This window comes from Mycetocola sp. CAN_C7, from assembly GCF_015752285.1.
Lineage (GTDB): Bacteria > Actinomycetota > Actinomycetes > Actinomycetales > Microbacteriaceae > Mycetocola_A.
In genome coordinates this window covers 164,746-183,456 of record NZ_JADOUY010000001.1, presented here as the reverse complement: position 1 = coordinate 183,456, position 18,711 = coordinate 164,746, and the positions used below count along the sequence as shown (strand labels likewise).

The following is an 18,711-nucleotide window of genomic DNA, read 5'->3' as shown; positions in this document are numbered from 1 at the left end:
CAGGCCGCATCCGGTCGAACGCGATCGACAACGAATGGTGGCAGCGAAGCTCGCCACCGAAGTAAAGCAAACAGGAATGAGATTTAGGTGTCTGAGCGAAAACTGGACGACGTCGACTGGGCGACTGCCGCTGAGCAGTCCAGTGAGGACGACGAAGCGCAGGAGGGCAACGTGCTCGCCTCGCAGGAGCAGTCCGTCGAACCCGCTGAGCACGAAGCACTGCACGTCGAAGACCCGAACGCCGCTGTCGATCTCGACGCCGTGCTCGACGCGCTCGCCGAGGCCAACGACCCCGAAGCCGATGCCGTTGTCGACGACGCTCTCGAGATCGACGAAGCCGCTGAAGCCGAAGCCGCCTCGCTGGCGATCGGCGACGAGGTCGAGGTCGAACTTGAGGAAGAAGCCGCAGAGGAGCCCGAGGTCGAGCCGTACACCGGTGAAGAGCCTGACGCCGAGGACGCTGCAGACGTCGACCCGTACGACGCCTTCCGCGCCGAGCTTCGCAGCCTTCCTGGCAAGTGGTTCGTCATTCACTCCTACGCAGGCTTCGAGCGCAAGGTGAAGGCCAACATCGAGCAGCGCAAGGGTTCGCTCGATGTCGCCGACTACATCTACCAGGTCGAAGTTCCGATGGAAGATGTCGTCGAGATCAAGAACGGCCAGCGCAAGATGGTCACCCGCGTGCGCATCCCGGGCTACGTGCTCGTGCGCATGGATCTCAATGAAGACTCCTGGTCTGTTGTCCGTCACACCCCCGGTGTGACCGGGTTCGTGGGCAACGCCCACAACCCGACACCTCTCCGCTTCGAAGAGTCCTTCACCATGTTGAAGAGCCTCGTCGAGGTGAAGGAGACCGCACCGGCGAAGTCCACAGGCGGCAAGGGCGGCCAGACCGCTCGTGCCATTCCGGCGGAGGTCGACTTCGAGATCGGCGAGACCATCACGATCAAGGAAGGCTCGTTCGCAGGCCTTCCCGGCTCGATCAGCGAGATCAAGCCGGAGAGCGGCAAGCTCACCGTGCTCGTCTCCCTCTTCGAGCGCGAGACCCCGGTCGAGCTCAGCTTCGACCAGGTCACCAAACTTTAGATTTCCCTATCCACCGCGGCCCAACCGGGCCGGCGGGAGAGCATCCGTCAGCTGACGGGAGCTCGAAACCCAATAAGAAGGAAGAAACATGGCACCGAAGAAGAAGGTTACTGGTCTGATCAAGCTTCAGATCAAGGCCGGCGCCGCCAACCCGGCCCCGCCCATCGGCCCGGCCCTGGGTCAGCACGGCGTGAACATCATGGAATTCTGCAAGGCGTACAACGCCCAGACGGAAGCACAGCGCGGAAACGTCATCCCGGTGGAGATCACCGTCTACGAGGACCGTTCGTTCACGTTCATCCTCAAGACCCCGCCGGCGGCTGAGCTGATCAAGAAGGCTGCAGGCGTTGCCAAGGGTTCAGGAACCCCGCACACCGTCAAGGTCGCGAAGCTCACCAAGGATCAGGTCCGCGAAATCGCCGAGGTCAAGATGGCCGACCTCAACGCGAACGACATCGAGGCCGCCTCGAAGATCATCGCAGGCACCGCCCGCTCGATGGGTATCACCACCGAGGCGTAAAGCCTCTTTCGGCCTCGAGCTCCGCCCGCGGCCTTCAGATTTATCGTGGCAGCGCCGGCCAGGCGCAAATGACCACATTCTCGAATTGGAGAAATTCACATGGCACAGAAGTCAAAGGCCTACCGGGCCGCAGCCGACAAAATCGGCACAGACAAGGTTTACACGGCAGAAGAGGCCGTCGCTCTCGCCAAGGAGACCGGCTCAGCCAAGTTCGACTCGACCGTCGAGGTCGCCCTCAAGTTGGGTGTCGACCCCCGCAAGGCCGACCAGATGGTTCGCGGTACCGTGATCCTTCCTCACGGCACCGGTAAGACCGCCCGCGTCATCGTCTTCGCAACGGGCCCGGCAGCAGAGGCCGCTCTCGCGGCCGGCGCTGACGAGGTCGGTGGCGACGAGCTCATCGAGAAGGTGGCCGCTGGCTACACCTCGTTCGACTCCGCTGTCTCGACCCCCGAGCTCATGGGCAAGGTCGGTCGTCTCGGTAAGGTCCTCGGACCCCGCGGCCTCATGCCGAACCCGAAGACCGGAACAGTGACGCCGGACGTCGCCAAGGCCGTCAACGAGATCAAGGGCGGAAAGATCGAGTTCCGCGTCGACAAGCACTCCAACGTGCACTTCGTCGTCGGCAAGGCCTCGTTCGCCTCCGAGCAGCTCAACGAGAACATCCAGTCGGCTCTCGAAGAGGTCAACCGCCTCAAGCCGTCCTCCTCGAAGGGCCGTTACATCCTCAAGGGCACCGTCTCGACCACCTTCGGTCCTGGCATCCCGATGGACATCAACAGCATCTAGTCCTTCCCAGGACGACCAGAAGGGCCCCGCGGCTGCCGCGGGGCCCTTCTGCGTGTGCGATGCCGGTGCCGGCGGACCGGACACCAGCCGACGGCGACCGCACCGGGGAGCCCTCGCGCCAGACTGCCGCAGGTTTCGCTCTAAAATGGCGAGGTGGATCTGAGAATACGACGGGCGACGACGACGGATGCCGCCGGGCTGGCCGAGCTGGCGAGACTCACCTTTCCGCTCGCCTGCCCGCCGAACAGCGCACCGGAAGATATCCAGGATTTCATCGCCACCCAGTTGAGTTCCGAGCGTTTTGCCGACTACCTCGCCGACCACGGCCGAGTGCTGGTGGTCGCCGAGGACGACGCAGGATTATGCGGCTACACGATGCTCGTACGCGGTGAACCCGCCGATCCCGATGTTGCCGCTGCCATCACGGTGCGACCGACGATCGAGTTGAGCAAGGTCTACGTGCTCGCCGGCTCACACGGTCGAGGTGTTTCGGCTCCGCTGATCGCCGCAACGCTCGATGCCGCGCGATCGACCGATTCGGCGGGCATCTGGCTGGGCGTCAACCAGCTGAACGGCCGAGCCCTCCGTTTTTACGAGAAGAACGGTTTCAGCGTTGTCGGGGAGAAGACGTTCCAGCTCGGCGAGAATTTCGAGAGTGACTTCGTGATGGAGCGGTCGCTCTGACCGGGTCGCCCCGAAGCGTCAGTGCGACGGAATGGTGAGGACGATCTTGCCGCGGGTGTGCCCGGACTCGAGTGCCCGGTGGGCGTCAGCGGCATCCGCAAGGTCGAAGACCTGGTCGACGAACACTCGCACGTCGCCTGACTCGAGCAGCCGGGTGATCGTGGACAGGGTGCCTCCGTCCGGAGCGACCTTGTATGTCGTTGCGCGGACACCTGCAGCCGCGGCCTCGTCGAGGAACGTCGGCCAGCTCCCGGTCGGAGCGTTCACGATGAGCCCGCCCGGGTTGAGAACGCGAAGTGACCGACTGCCGGTGTCGTCGTGCACGTTGCCGATGAGATCGATGACGACGTCGATGTGGGTGAGCACCTCGTCGAAGCGGGTGGTCGTGTAGTCGAGAACTTCGGCGGCGCCGAGCTCGCGCAGCCAATCCTGGTTGCGCCCTGAACCGGTGGCGATGACGTGGGCACCGAAGTACCGGGCGAACTGCACCGCGAAGTGCCCGACCCCGCCACTGCCGGCGTGGATGAGCATCCGTTGCCCCTGATGCGCCTTCGCGACCTCGACCACCATGCCCCAGGCGGTGAGGGCGGCCAACGGCACCCCTGCAGCTTCGACGTGTGAGAGACTCGGCGGTTTGCGCGCGACCGAAAGGCTGGAGACCGCCAGGTACTGCGCGTACGTGCCCGGAAGTCGCGGCACAGTGGCCATGCCGTATACCTCGGTGCCGGGGGAGAGCGGGTGGGCCTCATACGGTGATTTCACGACGACGCCACTGAAGTCGTTGCCGAGGATCGCCGGATAGCTGAGTCCGGCCGAGACGCCGCCGCCAGCGCGCGTCTTGGCATCCGTCGGGTTGATCCCCGCCGCGAGTACGCGCACGACGAACTCGGAGACGAAGGATGCCGGGGCGGGCACGCTGGCGAGGTGAAGTGCATCAGGGTCGCCAGGGGCGTCGATCACAGCGGCGAGCATCGTTTCAGGAATGCTGCTGTCTCCGCCGGTCGCCGGAAGGTCATCGGTTGTGGCCGTCATGCCCCGAGTCTGCCACGTCATTCCCACACCTTCACGCACGTGAGCCCCCAGTCGTCGTTGCCATGCGCCCAGTCAACCCGGGCAATGAGTCGTCGGTGTTACGGCGCCGTTCCCACACGACTAACAGTTGCCCGGTGAATGCTGGGCGAGTCGGTAGGGTGTGGCCATGCGCACAGTCTTCGGGGTTCTCCGTATCGTCGCTGCCGGTGTCATCCTCACCGCGATCATCGCCCAGTTGCTGCACAGTCTCACCTTCGATCTGCCAGACGTTTCGTTCTTCTTCGCGAATTTCTTCAGCTTCTTCACGATCCAGTCCAACGTGCTCGCCGCGGTCAGCCTGCTCGTCGGTGCCTGGTACTGCTTCACCCAGCCGAAGGACCCGCCCTGGTTCAGTCTCGCCCTGGCCGCAACGGTGACCTACATGGCGACGACGGGGGTGGTCTACAACCTGCTGCTCAGGCAGGTGTCGCTCGATCAGGTCTCGACACTGGGCTGGTCAAACGAGATCCTGCATCTCGTCGCCCCGATCTACCTCATGCTCGTCTGGCTGTTCTCACCTGGCAGGACTCCGGTGCCGTGGAATCGGCTCGGGGTGATCGTCGTGTACCCGGTCGTGTGGTCGATCTACACGATGCTGCGGGGTGCCCTCACCGGCTGGTACCCGTATCCGTTCCTCAACCCGGCGCAGCCGGGTAGCTACGGGGCCGTGGTCGTGTATATCCTCGCCATCGCCTCGGTCATCCTGCTCACCGGGGCGGGAGTCGTCTGGCTCAGCCGTCGGCGGATGCCGGCAACCTGAACTACGGGACGTCGTACGGGTCGTCGTGAACCAGGTAGCGCGAAACCCGCGTCGTACGACGGTGGAGTTCATCGATGAGGTTGTTGGCGAGCCCGACGAGTGTGGCGATCTCGCGGTCGTCGCGGTCGATCCACCGGCAGTTGGGCTCCTCGCCGACCGGAACGAAGTTCGCGTGCTCTTCCCACACGACGAGCGTGCGCTCCGCGCCGAGGACGTATTGCTGCCACCAGATCTGGCGCAGGTAGTTGCGGGGAACTGAGCGCCACGGCTTCGTCGTCGTCTTGATCTCGGCGAGAACGAGAGCCCCCGATGCCGTCACGGCGAGTCCGTCGGGCGTCGCCAGGTGGCGTCGCTCGATCTCGGCGTGGAAAAGCGCTGACGACGGGGTGATGCCGTGGGTTGCGGCCACCCAGCGCGCGATCTCCGGCTCACGTGCCCGGCCGTGATCGGTGTACGCGTTGCCCGAGAAGCCCGGACCACCGCCCAGTTTCTCGGTCGCGACGGCCGAGATGGCCGCGGGGCCGGAGAGACGGGCGACATCGGTCGCGGTGATTCCGCGAGAGCGGGCACGCAGCCACGCCACCCGGTCCGTCGAGTCAGCGACGAGGCGATCGAGGTAGGTGGTTGGCACCCCTCTATTCTGCCTGCCGGATGCCGACACGCCGGACAGTTCCTCTTCCCCGGCGCGTCCGCCTACAGGGCCTTCGCGGCGGCGGCCAGGACCTGGTTGAGGGTGGGGACTCCGGTGGCGCGGAACACCTCGGTGTCACTGTCGTCGAGCACGACGACGGTCGGTGTCATACGGATGCCGTCGTCGGCGGCGATCGCGTTGTCACGGGCCACGTCTCGTTCGACGATCCGAGCCTGGGGAACGAGCCTGGCGGCATCCGCGAGGACGGCGCGGGCCTGAGCGCACGGCGCACAGAACGCGGAGGTGTAGAGGACGAGCTGCATACCACCAGCAAACCACGCCGGGCGCAATCCCATTCCCGGTATCCGCCCGATACACCAGACTGGTCGCATGAGAATTGCTGTCACCGGAGGATCAGGAAAACTGGGCGCGACCGTCGTACGGGAGCTGAGGAACGCGGGACTCGAGGTGATCAACCTCGACACGAACGGCGAGCGGGGTCCGGGGTTCGTGCGGGTCGACCTCACCGATTACGGTCAGACCGTCGACGCGATCATGGGGGTCGACGACCAGCACAGCGGATTCGACGCCATCGTGCACCTCGCCGCCATCCCGGCTCCTGGGCTGACCAGCGATGTCGCGACGTTCCACAACAACATCCTCGCCAGCTACAACGTCTTCCACGGCGCCATCAGGGCCGGGATCCGCAACGTGGTCTACGCGTCGAGCGAGACCGTGCTCGGCCTGCCGTTCGACGTTCCGCCGCCATACATCCCGGTGGACGAGGAATACCCGGCTCGCCCTGAGAGCACCTACTCCCTCGTCAAGCACCTCGAGGAACAGATGGCGATCGAACTCTGCCGCTGGCACCAGGACCTCAAGATCATCGGCTTGCGCTTCTCCAACGTGATGTACCCCGAGGACTACGCGGCTTTCCCGTCATACGACGACGACGCGAAGAACCGCAAGTGGAACGTGTGGGGGTACATCGACGCCCGTGACGGCGCTCAGGCGATCCAGCGAGCGCTCGAACTGGAGAGCGTCGGTTTCGACCGGTTCATCATCGCCGCAGCCGACACGGTGTCGTCGCGGCCGAACGCCGAACTTCTCGCCGAGGTATTCCCGGACGTGCCACTGAAGCGCGAGGTCTCCGAGCACGAAACACTGCTGTCGATCGACAAAGCTCGGAGGATTCTCGACTACGCGCCGAAGCACTCCTGGCGCGACAGCTAAGCACGGACGGGTCAGATCGACTCGTTGAGCTTCGCGAGCAACTCGGCGAGCCTGGTGAGGTCGGCGGTCTCCCACTCACCGAGACGGGACCGCCACCTCTCCATGCCGTCGGCCCTGATCCACTCCACCCGCCTGGCGCCATCCTCCGACGCCGCCAGGTAGGTCGCTCGGCCATCGGCCGGATCCGCCTCGCGCACGACGAGCCCGAGTTCCTCGAGTTGCTTCACCGTGCGACTGATGGTGCTCTTGTCCGTCATCAGCAGTTCACCGATCGCGCCGGCGTGCAGGCGTCCGGATCGCACGAGTGTGGTGAGGACCTTGTACCCGAGCGGCTGGAGATCCGGGTGGACCTGTTCCGCCCGGTCGCGCATGAGGCCGCGCACCCGGTTGAAGATCAGGCCGAACTCATGCTCGACGTCGCCGATCGCCGTGTGGGCATCCGACGCGGTGCCTGTGGTCATCGTGGGTTCCGATCTGTGCCTGACACGGCATCCGAATCGATCCGCGTGTCACGCCCAGTCTCGCGCACCACGGCGACGGATGCCGTCGAGACATCGACGAGGATCTCCTCCGCCTCCTGCGCTGCCGTGGTCTTCTCGGCCATTCGTTCGACGGCCGTCTTCGTGCCGAGGCTGAGGTTGGGCAGGAAGATGATCGCGACGAGGGTCACGATGGCGAGCGGAGCGGCGACGAGGAAGATGTCTGCCACTGCCTGGCCGTATACCGATTCGATGATCGTCCGCACACCGACCGGGAGCTCGTTGACCCGGGGGATCGTGCCGCTCTGCAACGACTCGGCGATCGCCGCGCCCGGTGCACCGAGCTTGACGATCTCGGCCTGGAGGGCATCCGCTTTGTCGGAAAGGAGGCCGGTGACCTGGCTGGCGAGGATCGCGCCCATCACCGAGACCCCGATCGTGCCACCGAGGCTGCGGAAGAAGGCGATCCCGGAGCTGGCCACACCGAGCTGCTTGATCTCGACGGCGTTCTGGACGATGAGGACGAGGTTCTGCATGACCATGCCCACGCCGGATCCGAGGATGAACATGTAGACGGAGACGAGCACGTAGTTGGTGTCGTACTGGATCGTGCCCATGAGGAACATGCCGGCGGCCAGGGCGATCGACCCACCGATCATGTACGGCTTCCAGACGCCGAACCGGCTGATCAGGTTGCCGACCACTGTCGAGGTGATCAGGAGACCGCCGATCATCGGCAGGGTCAGCAGGCCGGACTCGGTCGGTGTCGCGCCGCGGGCGAGCTGCATGTACTGGCCGAGGAAGACGGAGGTCCCGAACATGGCGACGCCGACGGCGATGGAGGCGATGACCGAGAGCGTGAACGTGCGGTTCTTGAACAACGACATCGGGATGATCGGGTCGGCCACGTTGAGTTCGACGATCACAGCGGCGACGAGGAGGAGAACCGAGAGGGCGACCATCCATGCGGTGTTCCAGCTGGCCCACTCGAACTGGTTCCCGGCCATGGTGACCCAGATGAGCAGCAGTGAGACGCCGCCGGCGATGAGCGCAGCGCCGAGGTAGTCGATGCGGACCCTGGCCTGTCTCTCACGCTTGGGCAGGTGCAGGGTCTTCTGCAGCAGGAAGATCGCGGCGATGGCGAACGGCAGCGCGACGAAGAAGTTCCAGCGCCAGCCGAGGGTGTCGGTGATGATGCCGCCGATCAGGGGTCCCCCGATCGTTCCGACAGCCATGACTGCACCGAACAGACCCATATAGCGGCCGCGTTCACGCGGGCTGATGATGTCGGCCATGATGATCTGGCTCAGCGCGGTGAGTCCACCGGCACCGAGGCCCTGGAACACGCGGAAGGTGATGAGCGTGGCGGTGTCCTGGGAGAACCCGGCGAGGGCAGAGCCCACGACGAAGAGGATGAGCGAGAGCTGGATGAGCAGCTTGCGGTTGAACAGGTCGGCGAACTTGCCCCAGATCGGCGTGGACACCGTGGTGGCCAGGAGCGTCGACGTGACGACCCAGGTGAATGCGGCCTGGTCGCCGTTGAGGTCGGAGATGATGCGCGGAAGCGAGGTGGAGACGACGGTGCCGGCGAGGATCGACACGAACATGCCGAGCAGGAGGCCGGACAGCGCCTCGAGCACCTGGCGGTGGCTCATGACGGGCGCTGCGGCGCTGGTGGACAGGGAAGAAGACATGGTGCTCCAGAGGGGATGAGGGAGGCCCGTCGTTGCGCCTGAAAAGTTGACCGGAATCAACTATAAGTTGATAGTAGATCCAAGTCAACTATCGCTGTCGGTATTCCCCGTCGCGCGGGGTGGATGCCGATCGGCGGCGGAATCCACCCCTGGTCCTGCGATCTAGGTGATGTCTTTCAGCTGACCGTTCGCGATGTGGAGGCGCCGCTGCGCCCTCCTGGCGACGGCGGAATCGTGGGTGACGAGAACGAGGGTGAGCCCGAGATCTGCCCACAGCTTCTCGAGCAACGCCATGATGTCGTCCCTCGTGTTTTCGTCGAGCGCCCCGGTGGGTTCGTCTGCGAGCAGGACGGACGGATTCTTCACGATCGCCCGGGCGATGGCCACCCGCTGTTGCTGGCCGCCGGAGAGTTCAGGTGGGCGATGCCCGCCCCGGTCGCCGAGCCCGACGGACGCCAACGCCGCAGCTGCCCGGTCGGAACGTTCCGCCGATGGCACGCCGAGGGGGACGAGCGCCATCTCGACGTTCTGCTGCGCGGTGAGGGTGGGGATGAGATTGAAGCTCTGGAAAACGATTCCGACGTGCTCGGCCCTCACCGTCGTGAGTGTCGATTCTGGGAGGGAGGTGAGGTCGCTCTCCCGGAACCGGATGGAACCGGAACTCGGCCGGTCGAGCGCGCCGAGCATCTGCAGAAGCGTCGATTTGCCCCCTCCCGTCGGGCCCTGGATGGCGATCATCTGACCGTCGGGAATGGTGAGGTCGACCCGGTTCAGTGCAGTGATGGTGTTCTTGCCCTGGCTGTAGGTCTTGGAGAGTGCGTGAAGCGTGTACATCGTGTTGTCCTTTCGGGGGGTGATGATCAGGAGACCGAGCGGAGTGCCTCGGCGGGACGCAGCCGGGCCGCGCGCCAGCCTCCGACCGCACCGGCGAGGAGCCCACCGGCGATGGCGATGCCGGCGGCGAGGAGGATGACCAGCGGGGAGAAGGGAGCGTTGAGTACGACATCGGTCGTCGCGGCGACGGCGTCTGCCTGCCGACCGAACCCGCCTGGTGCTCCGTCCATCGGCCCTGCAGTGGTCGCGGCCGTCGACGCGCCGAGCGTGATGCCTGCGAGGTTGAGGGCCAGAACGGCTCCGAGTCCGACGACGACGCCGATGGCACCACCGATCAGGGCCTGGACGGTGGATTCGCCGGCGACCTGTCCGACGATCCGGCTGTTGGACCAGCCGATGGCCTTGAGCGTTCCGAACTCCTGGGTGCGTCGAGTCACGCCGGAGATCGTGAAGAGGACGGCGATGAGGAACGCGGCGAGCAGGACGAGAAGCGAGAGCCAGAAGCCGAGACCGGAAACCACCCCGGATGCCGACGCCAGTGATCCTGAGACGCTCGACGCGAGGTCGTCCTGGGTGCTCACTGTGGCCTCCGGCAGTTCGGATTCGATGTCAGCCTGCACCTGGGCGATGTCGGTGGATGACGCGGCCTGCACGGAGATGGTGGAAACCTGGTCGTCGAGCCCGGCGACGGACTGGGCGACGTCGAGGGGGATGTACACGTTGGAGGCGGTGGTCGCGTCCGACGAGCTGGATGAGACCGTGCCGACGACCTCGAAGTCGGTTCCGCCGACGTCGATCGTGTCGCCGACGGCGAGGTCGGCGGATGTCGCATACGCGGAGTCGAGGACGGCGACGAAAGCGCCCTCATCGTCGCCGTCGAGCCCGCGGCCCTCGTCGAGGGTGACGGCCGAAAGCGGACCGACACTGTCGCCGGAGGGGTCGAGGCCCAGCACCGTGCACGAGTTCACGTCGAACGAACTGCCTCCGCCGTCCGGAGGAGTGCCGCCCTCTGCGGGCAGCTCGCCCTGGGAGAAGTCCGGAAGCTCGCCGTCGAAGGTCGTGTTCGTCAGCGAGAGGGTGGCTGTTGCCGCTGCGACGTTCTCGACGCCCTGCACCGTGGCGAGGGATCCGGCGTCGAAGGTGGAGGCACCCCGGCCGGCTGAGAGTCGCGACTGGCTCACTGCCGAGCCTCCGTCCTCGGTCGCTGTTCCGTCGTCTGCCCCGAACTCGAACGAGCCGGGGCCACCGCCCGGTTCGCCCTCCTCGGGAGGGGTTGGGGTCGAACTGACCGTGATATCCGTGCCGACGCCATAGACCGACGACAGCACAGCAGACTGGGCGTCCTTCACTCCGGCCGATACCGCCTGGACGACGATGACGAGGGCGATGGCGAGCGCCATGCCGATGGCGATGATGACGGTCTGCTTCCGGCGGCCGAGAAGTTCCCGGCGCAGATAGGTTCCGAACATGATGTCCTTCGTTGAAGCCGTCTGGCGGCAGGTTGGCGGCAGCCAGGTGGCGGCGGCGATCCTCACGGTAGGAAGAGTGACTATGGCCGCGCTATGCCGTTCCTGAAGGTTTGCCCTGCGCGAGCGGCATGCACCCACAGCCCGCGTATCGACTGTTCATAGGTTGCTCATAGGAACACCCACATACTGGGAATGTGAGCACCTTTCTTTCGTCAGCAGCCCAGCCATCAGCCCCTCTCCGCCGGGCCGATGGCAACCCGATCCGCGTGCTCGTGGTCGACGACGAACACAGCCTCACCGATCTGCTGAAGATGGCGCTGCGTTATGAAGGGTGGGAGATCCGAACGGCAGACACCGGCAGGGGAGCCCTGACCATCGCTCGTGAGTTCCGGCCGGATGCCGTCGTGCTCGACATCATGCTCCCCGACCTCGACGGGTTGACGGTGCTGCAGCGGCTGCGCGCAGAGGGAGACGACGTTCCTGTGCTGTTCCTCACTGCGAAGGATGCTCTCGACGAGCGCATCGCCGGACTCACGGCCGGCGGAGATGACTACGTCACCAAGCCGTTCAGTCTCGAGGAGGTCGTCGCCCGACTGCGTGGGCTGATTCGACGCTCGACGCTCACCGCGGCATCCGACGGGCCGGTGCTCACGATCGGAGATCTCAGCCTCGACGAGGACAGCCACGAGGTGACGAGGGCGCACACGCCGATCGAGCTGACAGCAACCGAATACGAACTGCTCCGGTTCTTGATGCGGAACCCCCGACGCGTGTTGAGCAAAGCGCAGATCCTCGACCGGGTGTGGAGCTATGACTTCGAGGGCAAGTCGAGCGTGGTCGAGATCTACATCTCCTACCTGCGCAAGAAGATCGACGCGGGAAGACCACCGATGATCCACACCGTGCGCGGGGCCGGCTACCTGCTCAAGCCCGCCGGAGTCCTCGAGTGAGGCGGATGTCGCGGTGGACGTTGCGCAGGCGCCTGATCGTCGCGGTCGTCGCCCTGCTCGCGCTCGCCGCCGTCGTGATCGGCACGGCCAGCGTGCTCAGCGTGCAGGCCGTGCTGCTCGACCGGGTCGACAGCCAGCTGACCGCAGCGACCTCGCGGTCGTCCGGGGCAGCGGATTTTTCGCGCGACGGCCAGTTCTCTCCCGATGATCGACCGCCAGTCCCCGACTTCATCGGTGCGCCCGGTCAGTCTGCAGGCACGCTCGGTGCCATCATCGACGGCGGAATCGTCCGTTACGCCGGCTACACGGATGCCGCAGGCAGCCTGCTGCCGCTGACCACCGACCAGGTGCGGGCCCTGCTCCCACTGGAGATCGGCGCAGAACCGGTGTCACTCGACCTGCCGGGCGACCTCGGCCGCTACCGGGCCGTCGCCGTTCAGACCGAGAACGGCGCGCTTGTCGTCGGGCTCCCGCTCGCGGACCTCGAGTTCACCGTCGCCCAGCTCATCGCCGGGATCGCGGGCATCTCGCTCGGTGCCCTCGCTCTCGCCGGTGTCGCCGCCTACCTCATCGTCCGGCTCGCGCTGCGCCCGCTCGACCGGGTCGCCCAGACGGCATCCGAGGTCTCCGACCTGCCGCTCGACCGCGGGAACGTCGCACTCGCCGTCCGGGTGGCCGAGAACGACGCTGATCCCCACACCGAGGTCGGGCGGGTCGGTGCGTCGATCAACCGGATGCTCGGCCACGTGTCACGTGCGCTCGAGGCCCGTCAGGCGTCCGAGAACAAGGTGCGCACCTTCGTCTCGGATGCCAGTCACGAACTGCGCACACCGCTCGCCTCGATCCGGGGCTACGCCGAACTGACCCGTCGGTCAGGGGAGGAGCTTCCCGATGATGCCGCCTACGCGCTCGGGCGGATCGAGTCCGAGACGGTGCGGATGACGACCATCGTCGAGGACCTGCTGCTGCTCGCACGCCTCGACGAGGGGCGTGAACTGGCGAAGGCGCCGGTCGACCTGCCGGCCCTGCTCAGCCACGGCGTCAGCGACGCCCGCGCGGCCTCACCCGACCAGGACTGGGTGCTCGAGCTTCCTGACGAACCGGTGGAGGTGATCGGTGACGCCCAGCGACTCTTCCAGGTCGTCGCCAACCTGCTCGGCAACGCCCGGGTGCACACTCCGCCGGGGACCCGCATCGTCACCCGACTCACGACATCCGATTCCGGGGCCGTGATCACGGTCGCAGACACGGGGCCGGGGATCGCCCCGGACGTGGTCGGCACCGTCTTCGAACGGTTCGTCCGCGGCGATGCGTCCAGGCAGCGAGCGTCGGGCGGTACAGGACTCGGTCTCGCGATCGTCGCCGGGGTGGTCGACGCACACAAAGGTACGGTGGCCGTGGAGTCGGAACGCGGACACACCGAGTTCCGCGTCACACTGCCCCTGGCTTCTCCTTCGCCGGATTAGTCGCCCTGGCGACCGAAGCAGCCCTGTGCTCGTGGATTGTCAAGCCACCCCCGCCGTCTCGAGCGTCGACAGCGTGCGGGTCTAGAGTTGCGGCCTACGGGAGGTTGATTCCATGAGTGAGGCACCCATCGCGGTTCTGTTCGACGTCGACGGCACCCTTGTCGACTCCAACTATCTCCATGTCGAGGCCTGGACCCACGCTTTCGACGAACTCGGCATCCATGTTCCTGCCTGGCGGGTGCACCGCGCCATCGGCCAGGACTCGGGCAAACTGCTGGCAGCGTTGCTGGGCGACCGCGCCGAAGAACTGGGCGAGCAGGCGAAGGCGCTGCATTCCCGCTTCTACAAGGACCTCGCGTACCGACTGCGCCCGCTCGACGGTGCCAGGGACCTTCTCCAGGCCCTGCACGACCGTGGCACGCGTGTGGTCCTCGCGACATCCGCTCCCGAAGACGAACTCCAGCTCCTCACCGCGACGCTCGACGTCGATGACGCGGTCGACGCCGTCACCAACTCCGGCGACGTCGAGACGGCGAAGCCGGAGCCCGCGATCGTCGAGGTGGCGCTGAAGAAAGCCGGAGTCTCAGCAGAACAGGCCATCTTCGTCGGTGATTCCGTTTGGGATTGCATCGCAGCATCCCGTGCCGGGGTCAGCACGATCGGTCTGCTCTCCGGTGGGTTCTCATCGGCAGAACTCATCTCGGCCGGCGCGATCGCGGTCTACGACGACCCGGCGGGCCTGCTCCGCGAACTGCACCTCAGCGCACTGGCCTGAGCTGATTTGTCGAACCCGGACGCATGCCGTAGGGTGAGACAAAACCAAAGACCGCAGGTTTTCGGCGTGCGCGCGCAAGCGAGCATCCGATCGAAGGTTCTCGACTGAGACGACCCGCGCAGGTGAACGAATCATTTTCGAAGATTTCTCTCGAACTGCTCCGTGCGCTTGCGCCGGAGCTTTTTTCATGTCTGGGCCGACTGCTTTTTGGCTCGTGCCGCCTCCGCGGTACGAGGAAGACTAATCAAGGAGTGGCTATGGCGAACAAGGAAGCCTCGGTTGCCGAACTCACGGAGAAATTCCAGAGCTCGACCGCCGTTCTGCTGACCGAGTACCGCGGCCTCACTGTTGCTCAGCTCAAGACGCTGCGTACCAACATCAGTGCGGACGCAACCTACGCCGTGGTGAAGAACACGCTGACCAAGATCGCTGCGAACAACGCGGGCATTTCGTCGTTTGACGACGAGCTCGTTGGTCCGTCAGCCATCGCCTTCGTGCACGGTGACCCAGTCACCGTTGCGAAGAGCCTGCGCGACTTTGCCAAGGCAAACCCTCTCCTGGTGATCAAGGGCGGTTACTTTGACGGTAACCCTCTGACCGCCGCAGAGGTAGGCAAGCTCGCCGACCTCGAGTCCCGCGAAGTTCTGCTCGGCAAGCTTGCCGGCGCCTTCAAGGCCTCGCTGTTCGGAGCCGCATATCTGTTCAACGCACCGCTGTCGAAGGCCGTTCGCACGGTCGACGCGCTGCGTGAGAAGCAGGAGTCCGCTTCCTAGGTTCAGACCTGGGCAAGCGGTGAGTAGACCAAAGAAATCTAAGGGAGAAAATCATGGCAAAGCTGTCAACTGAAGAACTGCTCGAGCAGTTCAAGGGACTCACGCTCATCGAACTCAGCGAGTTCGTGAAGGCATTCGAGGAGACCTTCGAGGTCACCGCAGCAGCACCCGTTGCTGTTGCAGGTCCGGCTGCCGCCGGCGCCGCTGTTGAAGAGGTCGAAGAGAAGGACTCCTTCGACGTCATCCTCGAGTCGGTCGGCGACAAGAAGATCCAGGTCATCAAGGCCGTCCGCGAGCTCACCTCGCTGGGCCTCGGCGAGGCCAAGGCCGTCGTCGATGGCGCACCGGGTGCCGTCATCGAAGGCGCCAACAAGGAGACCGCCGAGAAGGCAAAGGCAACGCTCGAAGAGGCCGGCGCAACCGTCACCCTCAAGTAATCCGGGCCCTTCGGGGCTTCTGATTGCAGCGTGACTGCGCTGTCGTTTTCGACGACACCACAGTAAAAGGCGCCATCCCGAATTCGGGGTGGCGTCTTTTCGTCGTTTCGGCGCGCGGATAAAACATAGCTTGGCTATGTATAATCGGAGGATGACGAATTCGACTGCAGACGCGCAGACGGATGCCGCGGCATCCGTCACGCTTCACACCCTGCTCGGTGACCTGGTCACCGCCGCCCACCGCCTGACCCGGCTCGCAGCCCAGGCGACGGAACGCACCGAGTCGCCTGCTGCCTGGCGGACCATCGCGGTCCTGCAGGCGATGGGCCCGATGCGACTCGGCGAGCTGGCCAGGCAGAGTCGCGTGACTCAGCCGACGATGACCAAGATCATCCGGGGGCTCGATGACCTCGACTGGGTGAAACGCATCGTCGACAGTGACGACGCCCGAGCCTCCCTGATCGCCTCGACCCCGAAGGGCGAACGCGCTCTCGGCGAGTGGAGGGACGATCTGTCGACCGCGCTGCTGCCCTATTTCGACGACCTTCCCGGCGACGACATCGAGGTTCTGCGCCGTGCGGTCGGGATCCTGACCGACCGGGCCGGGCGCGGCGCCGGCCGATCCGACGGGGAGGCTCGCAAGTGAGCGGGCATGAGAACGTCGGGTTCCGTCAGATTCTCCGGCAGCCCACCGCGGTCTGGGCGGTCGCGTTCGCGAGCGTGATCGCGTTCATGGGCATCGGATTGGTCGACCCGATCCTCCCGGCGATTGCTGCCGACCTCGATGCGACGCCGACCGAGGCCGAGATGCTCTTCACCAGCTATCTCGTCGTGACCGGGATCGCGATGTTCTTCACCAGCTGGCTGTCGAGCCGGATCGGGGCCAAGCGCACCCTCCTGATCGGGCTCGTGCTCATCGTTCTCTTCGCGGCGGCGGCCGGGCTGAGTCCCGACGTCGAGACCGTCGTCGGCTTCCGAGCCGGGTGGGGGCTCGGCAATGCCCTGTTCATCTCGACGGCCCTCGCGACGATCGTCGGCGCTGCATCGGGTGGTACCGCGTCGGCGATCATCCTGTACGAGGCGGCGCTCGGGGTCGGAATCGCCATCGGTCCTCTGCTCGGCGGGCTCCTCGGCTCGCTCAGCTGGCGCGGGCCGTTCTTCGGCACGGCAGCACTCATGGCTGCCGGCTTCATCGCGATCCTCGTTCTCATGCGCGACGGGCAAACCGCACCGACGCCCGTCGCGCTCTCGGCGCCGTTCGCTGCGCTCCGCGTCCCCGCACTGGGAGTGCTGGCCGCTGCGGCGCTGTTCTACAACATCGCGTTCTTCGTGCTGCTCGCCTACTCGCCGTTCCCTCTCGGCCTGAGTGCGATCGGGCTCGGCCTCACTTTCTTCGGCTGGGGAATCGGGCTCGCAGTGACGAGCGTCTTCGTCGCACCGCTTCTCACCGAACGGATGCCGCGCACCCGCGTTCTCACGATCGGTTTCGTGGCGCTCGCTGCGGTCCACATCGCCGCCGCACTCCTCATCGACTCGACGGCGGGACTGGTCTGCGTCGTCATCGTCGGAGGTCTCGTGCTCGGGGTGATGAACACCGTGCTGACGGAGTGCGTGATGGAAGCGACCGACCTTCCCCGGTCAGTGGCCTCATCCGCCTACTCCGGTGTCCGGTTCCTTGGCGGTGCCATCGCACCGATCGCCGCCACAGAGCTGGCCACCCTCATCGCACCGCAGGCTGCGTATTACGCCGCGGCCGCCTCGGCGCTCATCGCTCTCCTGATCCTCCTTCTCGGCCGCTCTGCCCTCAGCCGTGTCAACGGCACGGTGGGTTCGCCACTCGAGGAGGCTGAGGCTGTCACAGTAGGGGATCGCTGACGGATGCCGACCGGGCCGGACCGGTTGCTCCGGCGCTCGACCGGTCGGTAAGGGTCGTTCGCGACGGCATCCGGCTGCCATCCTGGGCCGGTCGCGAGGGCTGGAGCGTCAGACGGCGTCGGCACCGAGGTCCGCGTGAGCGGTGCTCGCACGGACGACCAGGCGGGCGGGCATCTCGACGACCTCGACCGTCGACGGCTCGCCCGCGATCGCGGCGAGCAGGTCGGTCACGGCCGCCAGGCCCTGCGCCCGTGGCTGCTGTTCGATCGTCGTGAGCGAGAACATCTCGGCATACTCGTGCCCGTCGATACCGATGACGGAGAGGTCACCTGGCACCCGGATGCCGATCCGACGAGCGGCGATGATCACTCCGATGGCGATCTCATCGCAGGCGGCGAACACGGCGCTCGGTCGGGACATGGCGTCGCTCATGGCATGAATTCCGGCGTCGTAACCGCCGGGCACGCTCATCGCCGTTCTGGCCGTGCGGATCTCGGCTTCGAGGCCGGCACGCGTCATCGCCTGCAGATACCCGTCCAACCTCTTGTTGTGCACGGTGTTCTCGTCCGGCCCGCCGATCTCGCCACCGATGTGCGCGATCCGCCGATGGCCGAGTCCGATCAGGTGCTCGGTGGCAAGGCGCGCGACACCCGCGTCGTCGATGGTCAGTGAACGGATGCCGGCGACGGGCGCGCCGACGCTGACCATCGGGATGCCGAGACGCAGCAGACGGCCGGCCTCTTCTGGCGTCGGTTCCACCCCGATCGCGATCACGCCGTCGAACCGCTTGCGTGCGAGGAAGAAGTCGAACACCCGGTCCCGATCCGATGAACCGGGATGCAGGTTGTACAGCGTCGTGTCATAGCCGCGGTTGAGCAGGGCTTCCTCGATGCCTTCGAGGATCTCGCCGAAGAACCAGCGATTGATGAACGGGATGACCACGCCGATGTTCTGGGTCTGACCGGTCACGAGGCTCGCAGCGTTCGGTGACGCGACGTAGCCGATCTCCTTCGCGGCCTGCTGCACACGCATCCGGGTCTTCTCGGCGACGTAGCCTTTGCCGGACAGGGCGCGTGAGGCCGTCGCTTTCGATACGCCGGCACGCGCGGCGACATCGGCGATGGCACTGCCCATGGATTGCCTCCCGACGCTGGGGGGCGAAGCCCGGCCGGTCTGCCGGAACTG

General features: G+C 65.7%; 21 protein-coding genes. 13 read left to right on the top strand and 8 right to left on the bottom strand.

Features of this window, described 5'->3' with window-relative positions; all coding sequences use genetic code 11:
• Positions 1-87: 87 nt before the first annotated feature.
• From nusG to IWX78_RS00775, 4 genes are all read left to right on the top strand, one after another.
• Complete coding sequence (nusG, locus tag IWX78_RS00790) at positions 88-1,086, top strand: transcription termination/antitermination protein NusG (RefSeq protein ID WP_196831497.1); 999 nt, start codon at positions 88-90, stop codon at positions 1,084-1,086.
• Between the two features lie 88 nt (positions 1,087-1,174).
• A complete protein-coding gene (gene rplK / locus IWX78_RS00785; protein ID WP_121674022.1) occupies positions 1,175-1,606 on the top strand; it encodes a 50S ribosomal protein L11 in 432 nt (143 codons plus the stop codon).
• Positions 1,607-1,705: 99 nt separating this feature from the next.
• The gene (gene rplA / locus IWX78_RS00780) at positions 1,706-2,395 is read left to right on the top strand and encodes a 50S ribosomal protein L1 (RefSeq protein ID WP_196831496.1); all 690 of its coding nucleotides are present in this window, start codon (positions 1,706-1,708) and stop codon (positions 2,393-2,395) included.
• 153 nt (positions 2,396-2,548) lie between these two features.
• Positions 2,549-3,079, top strand: coding sequence for a GNAT family N-acetyltransferase (locus IWX78_RS00775; protein ID WP_196831495.1), 531 nt, complete (start codon positions 2,549-2,551; stop codon positions 3,077-3,079).
• Between the two features lie 18 nt (positions 3,080-3,097).
• Here the strand turns inward: IWX78_RS00775 and IWX78_RS00770 are convergent, their stop codons facing one another.
• The gene (locus IWX78_RS00770) at positions 3,098-4,111 is read right to left on the bottom strand and encodes an NADP-dependent oxidoreductase (RefSeq protein ID WP_334684474.1); all 1,014 of its coding nucleotides are present in this window, start codon (positions 4,109-4,111) and stop codon (positions 3,098-3,100) included.
• Between the two features lie 166 nt (positions 4,112-4,277).
• Between IWX78_RS00770 and IWX78_RS00765 the strand changes: the two genes are divergently transcribed.
• Positions 4,278-4,910, top strand: a complete 633-nt coding sequence (locus tag IWX78_RS00765) for a Pr6Pr family membrane protein (protein WP_196831494.1) — start codon at positions 4,278-4,280, stop codon at positions 4,908-4,910.
• Between the two features lies 1 nt (position 4,911).
• Here IWX78_RS00765 and IWX78_RS00760 read toward each other — a convergent pair whose 3' ends face one another.
• Positions 4,912-5,541: a YqaJ viral recombinase family protein gene (locus IWX78_RS00760; protein WP_196831493.1), complete on the bottom strand. Its 630-nt coding sequence runs from the start codon at positions 5,539-5,541 to the stop codon at positions 4,912-4,914.
• A gap of 62 nt (positions 5,542-5,603) precedes the next feature.
• On the bottom strand, positions 5,604-5,864 hold the full coding sequence (locus tag IWX78_RS00755; protein WP_196831492.1) for a thioredoxin family protein: 261 nt from the start codon (positions 5,862-5,864) through the stop codon (positions 5,604-5,606).
• A gap of 67 nt (positions 5,865-5,931) precedes the next feature.
• On the opposite strand from IWX78_RS00755, the gene IWX78_RS00750 reads away from it, so the two are divergent.
• Positions 5,932-6,774, top strand: a complete 843-nt coding sequence (locus IWX78_RS00750; protein WP_196831491.1) for an NAD-dependent epimerase/dehydratase family protein — start codon at positions 5,932-5,934, stop codon at positions 6,772-6,774.
• Positions 6,775-6,785: 11 nt separating this feature from the next.
• Here IWX78_RS00750 and IWX78_RS00745 read toward each other — a convergent pair whose 3' ends face one another.
• The 4 genes from IWX78_RS00745 to IWX78_RS00730 all read right to left on the bottom strand — a co-directional run bounded on the left by IWX78_RS00745 (position 6,786) and on the right by IWX78_RS00730 (position 11,250).
• Positions 6,786-7,235: a MarR family winged helix-turn-helix transcriptional regulator gene (locus IWX78_RS00745; RefSeq protein ID WP_196831490.1), complete on the bottom strand. Its 450-nt coding sequence runs from the start codon at positions 7,233-7,235 to the stop codon at positions 6,786-6,788.
• Positions 7,232-8,947, bottom strand: coding sequence for an MDR family MFS transporter (locus IWX78_RS00740; RefSeq protein ID WP_334684473.1), 1,716 nt, complete (start codon positions 8,945-8,947; stop codon positions 7,232-7,234). The genes IWX78_RS00745 and IWX78_RS00740 overlap by 4 nt, the downstream gene beginning before the upstream one ends.
• A 162-nt stretch (positions 8,948-9,109) precedes the next feature.
• The gene (locus IWX78_RS00735; protein ID WP_196831489.1) at positions 9,110-9,781 is read right to left on the bottom strand and encodes an ABC transporter ATP-binding protein; all 672 of its coding nucleotides are present in this window, start codon (positions 9,779-9,781) and stop codon (positions 9,110-9,112) included.
• 26 nt (positions 9,782-9,807) lie between these two features.
• Positions 9,808-11,250 carry an ABC transporter permease gene (locus tag IWX78_RS00730; RefSeq protein WP_196832066.1) on the bottom strand — a complete coding sequence of 481 codons (1,443 nt, stop codon included), beginning with the start codon at positions 11,248-11,250 and terminating at the stop codon, positions 9,808-9,810.
• 194 nt (positions 11,251-11,444) lie between these two features.
• Between IWX78_RS00730 and IWX78_RS00725 the strand changes: the two genes are divergently transcribed.
• From IWX78_RS00725 to IWX78_RS00695, 7 genes are all read left to right on the top strand, one after another.
• On the top strand, positions 11,445-12,200 hold the full coding sequence (locus IWX78_RS00725) for a response regulator transcription factor (protein WP_196831488.1): 756 nt from the start codon (positions 11,445-11,447) through the stop codon (positions 12,198-12,200).
• Positions 12,201-12,205: 5 nt separating this feature from the next.
• Positions 12,206-13,666 (top strand): sensor histidine kinase, encoded by a 1,461-nt coding sequence (locus IWX78_RS00720; protein ID WP_196831487.1) that lies wholly within the window; start codon positions 12,206-12,208, stop codon positions 13,664-13,666.
• A 112-nt stretch (positions 13,667-13,778) separates the two neighbouring features.
• Positions 13,779-14,441: an HAD family hydrolase gene (locus IWX78_RS00715; protein ID WP_196831486.1), complete on the top strand. Its 663-nt coding sequence runs from the start codon at positions 13,779-13,781 to the stop codon at positions 14,439-14,441.
• Between the two features lie 257 nt (positions 14,442-14,698).
• Positions 14,699-15,214, top strand: coding sequence for a 50S ribosomal protein L10 (rplJ, locus tag IWX78_RS00710; RefSeq protein ID WP_196831485.1), 516 nt, complete (start codon positions 14,699-14,701; stop codon positions 15,212-15,214).
• Between the two features lie 53 nt (positions 15,215-15,267).
• Positions 15,268-15,651, top strand: coding sequence for a 50S ribosomal protein L7/L12 (rplL, locus tag IWX78_RS00705; protein WP_196831484.1), 384 nt, complete (start codon positions 15,268-15,270; stop codon positions 15,649-15,651).
• 151 nt (positions 15,652-15,802) lie between these two features.
• Positions 15,803-16,297 carry a MarR family winged helix-turn-helix transcriptional regulator gene (locus tag IWX78_RS00700; protein ID WP_196831483.1) on the top strand — a complete coding sequence of 165 codons (495 nt, stop codon included), beginning with the start codon at positions 15,803-15,805 and terminating at the stop codon, positions 16,295-16,297.
• Positions 16,294-17,526, top strand: a complete 1,233-nt coding sequence (locus IWX78_RS00695) for an MFS transporter (RefSeq protein WP_196831482.1) — start codon at positions 16,294-16,296, stop codon at positions 17,524-17,526. Before IWX78_RS00700 ends, IWX78_RS00695 begins: the two co-directional genes overlap by 4 nt.
• Before the next feature lie 108 nt (positions 17,527-17,634).
• Here IWX78_RS00695 and IWX78_RS00690 read toward each other — a convergent pair whose 3' ends face one another.
• Positions 17,635-18,660 (bottom strand): LacI family DNA-binding transcriptional regulator, encoded by a 1,026-nt coding sequence (locus tag IWX78_RS00690; RefSeq protein WP_196831481.1) that lies wholly within the window; start codon positions 18,658-18,660, stop codon positions 17,635-17,637.
• Positions 18,661-18,711 lie beyond the last annotated feature (51 nt).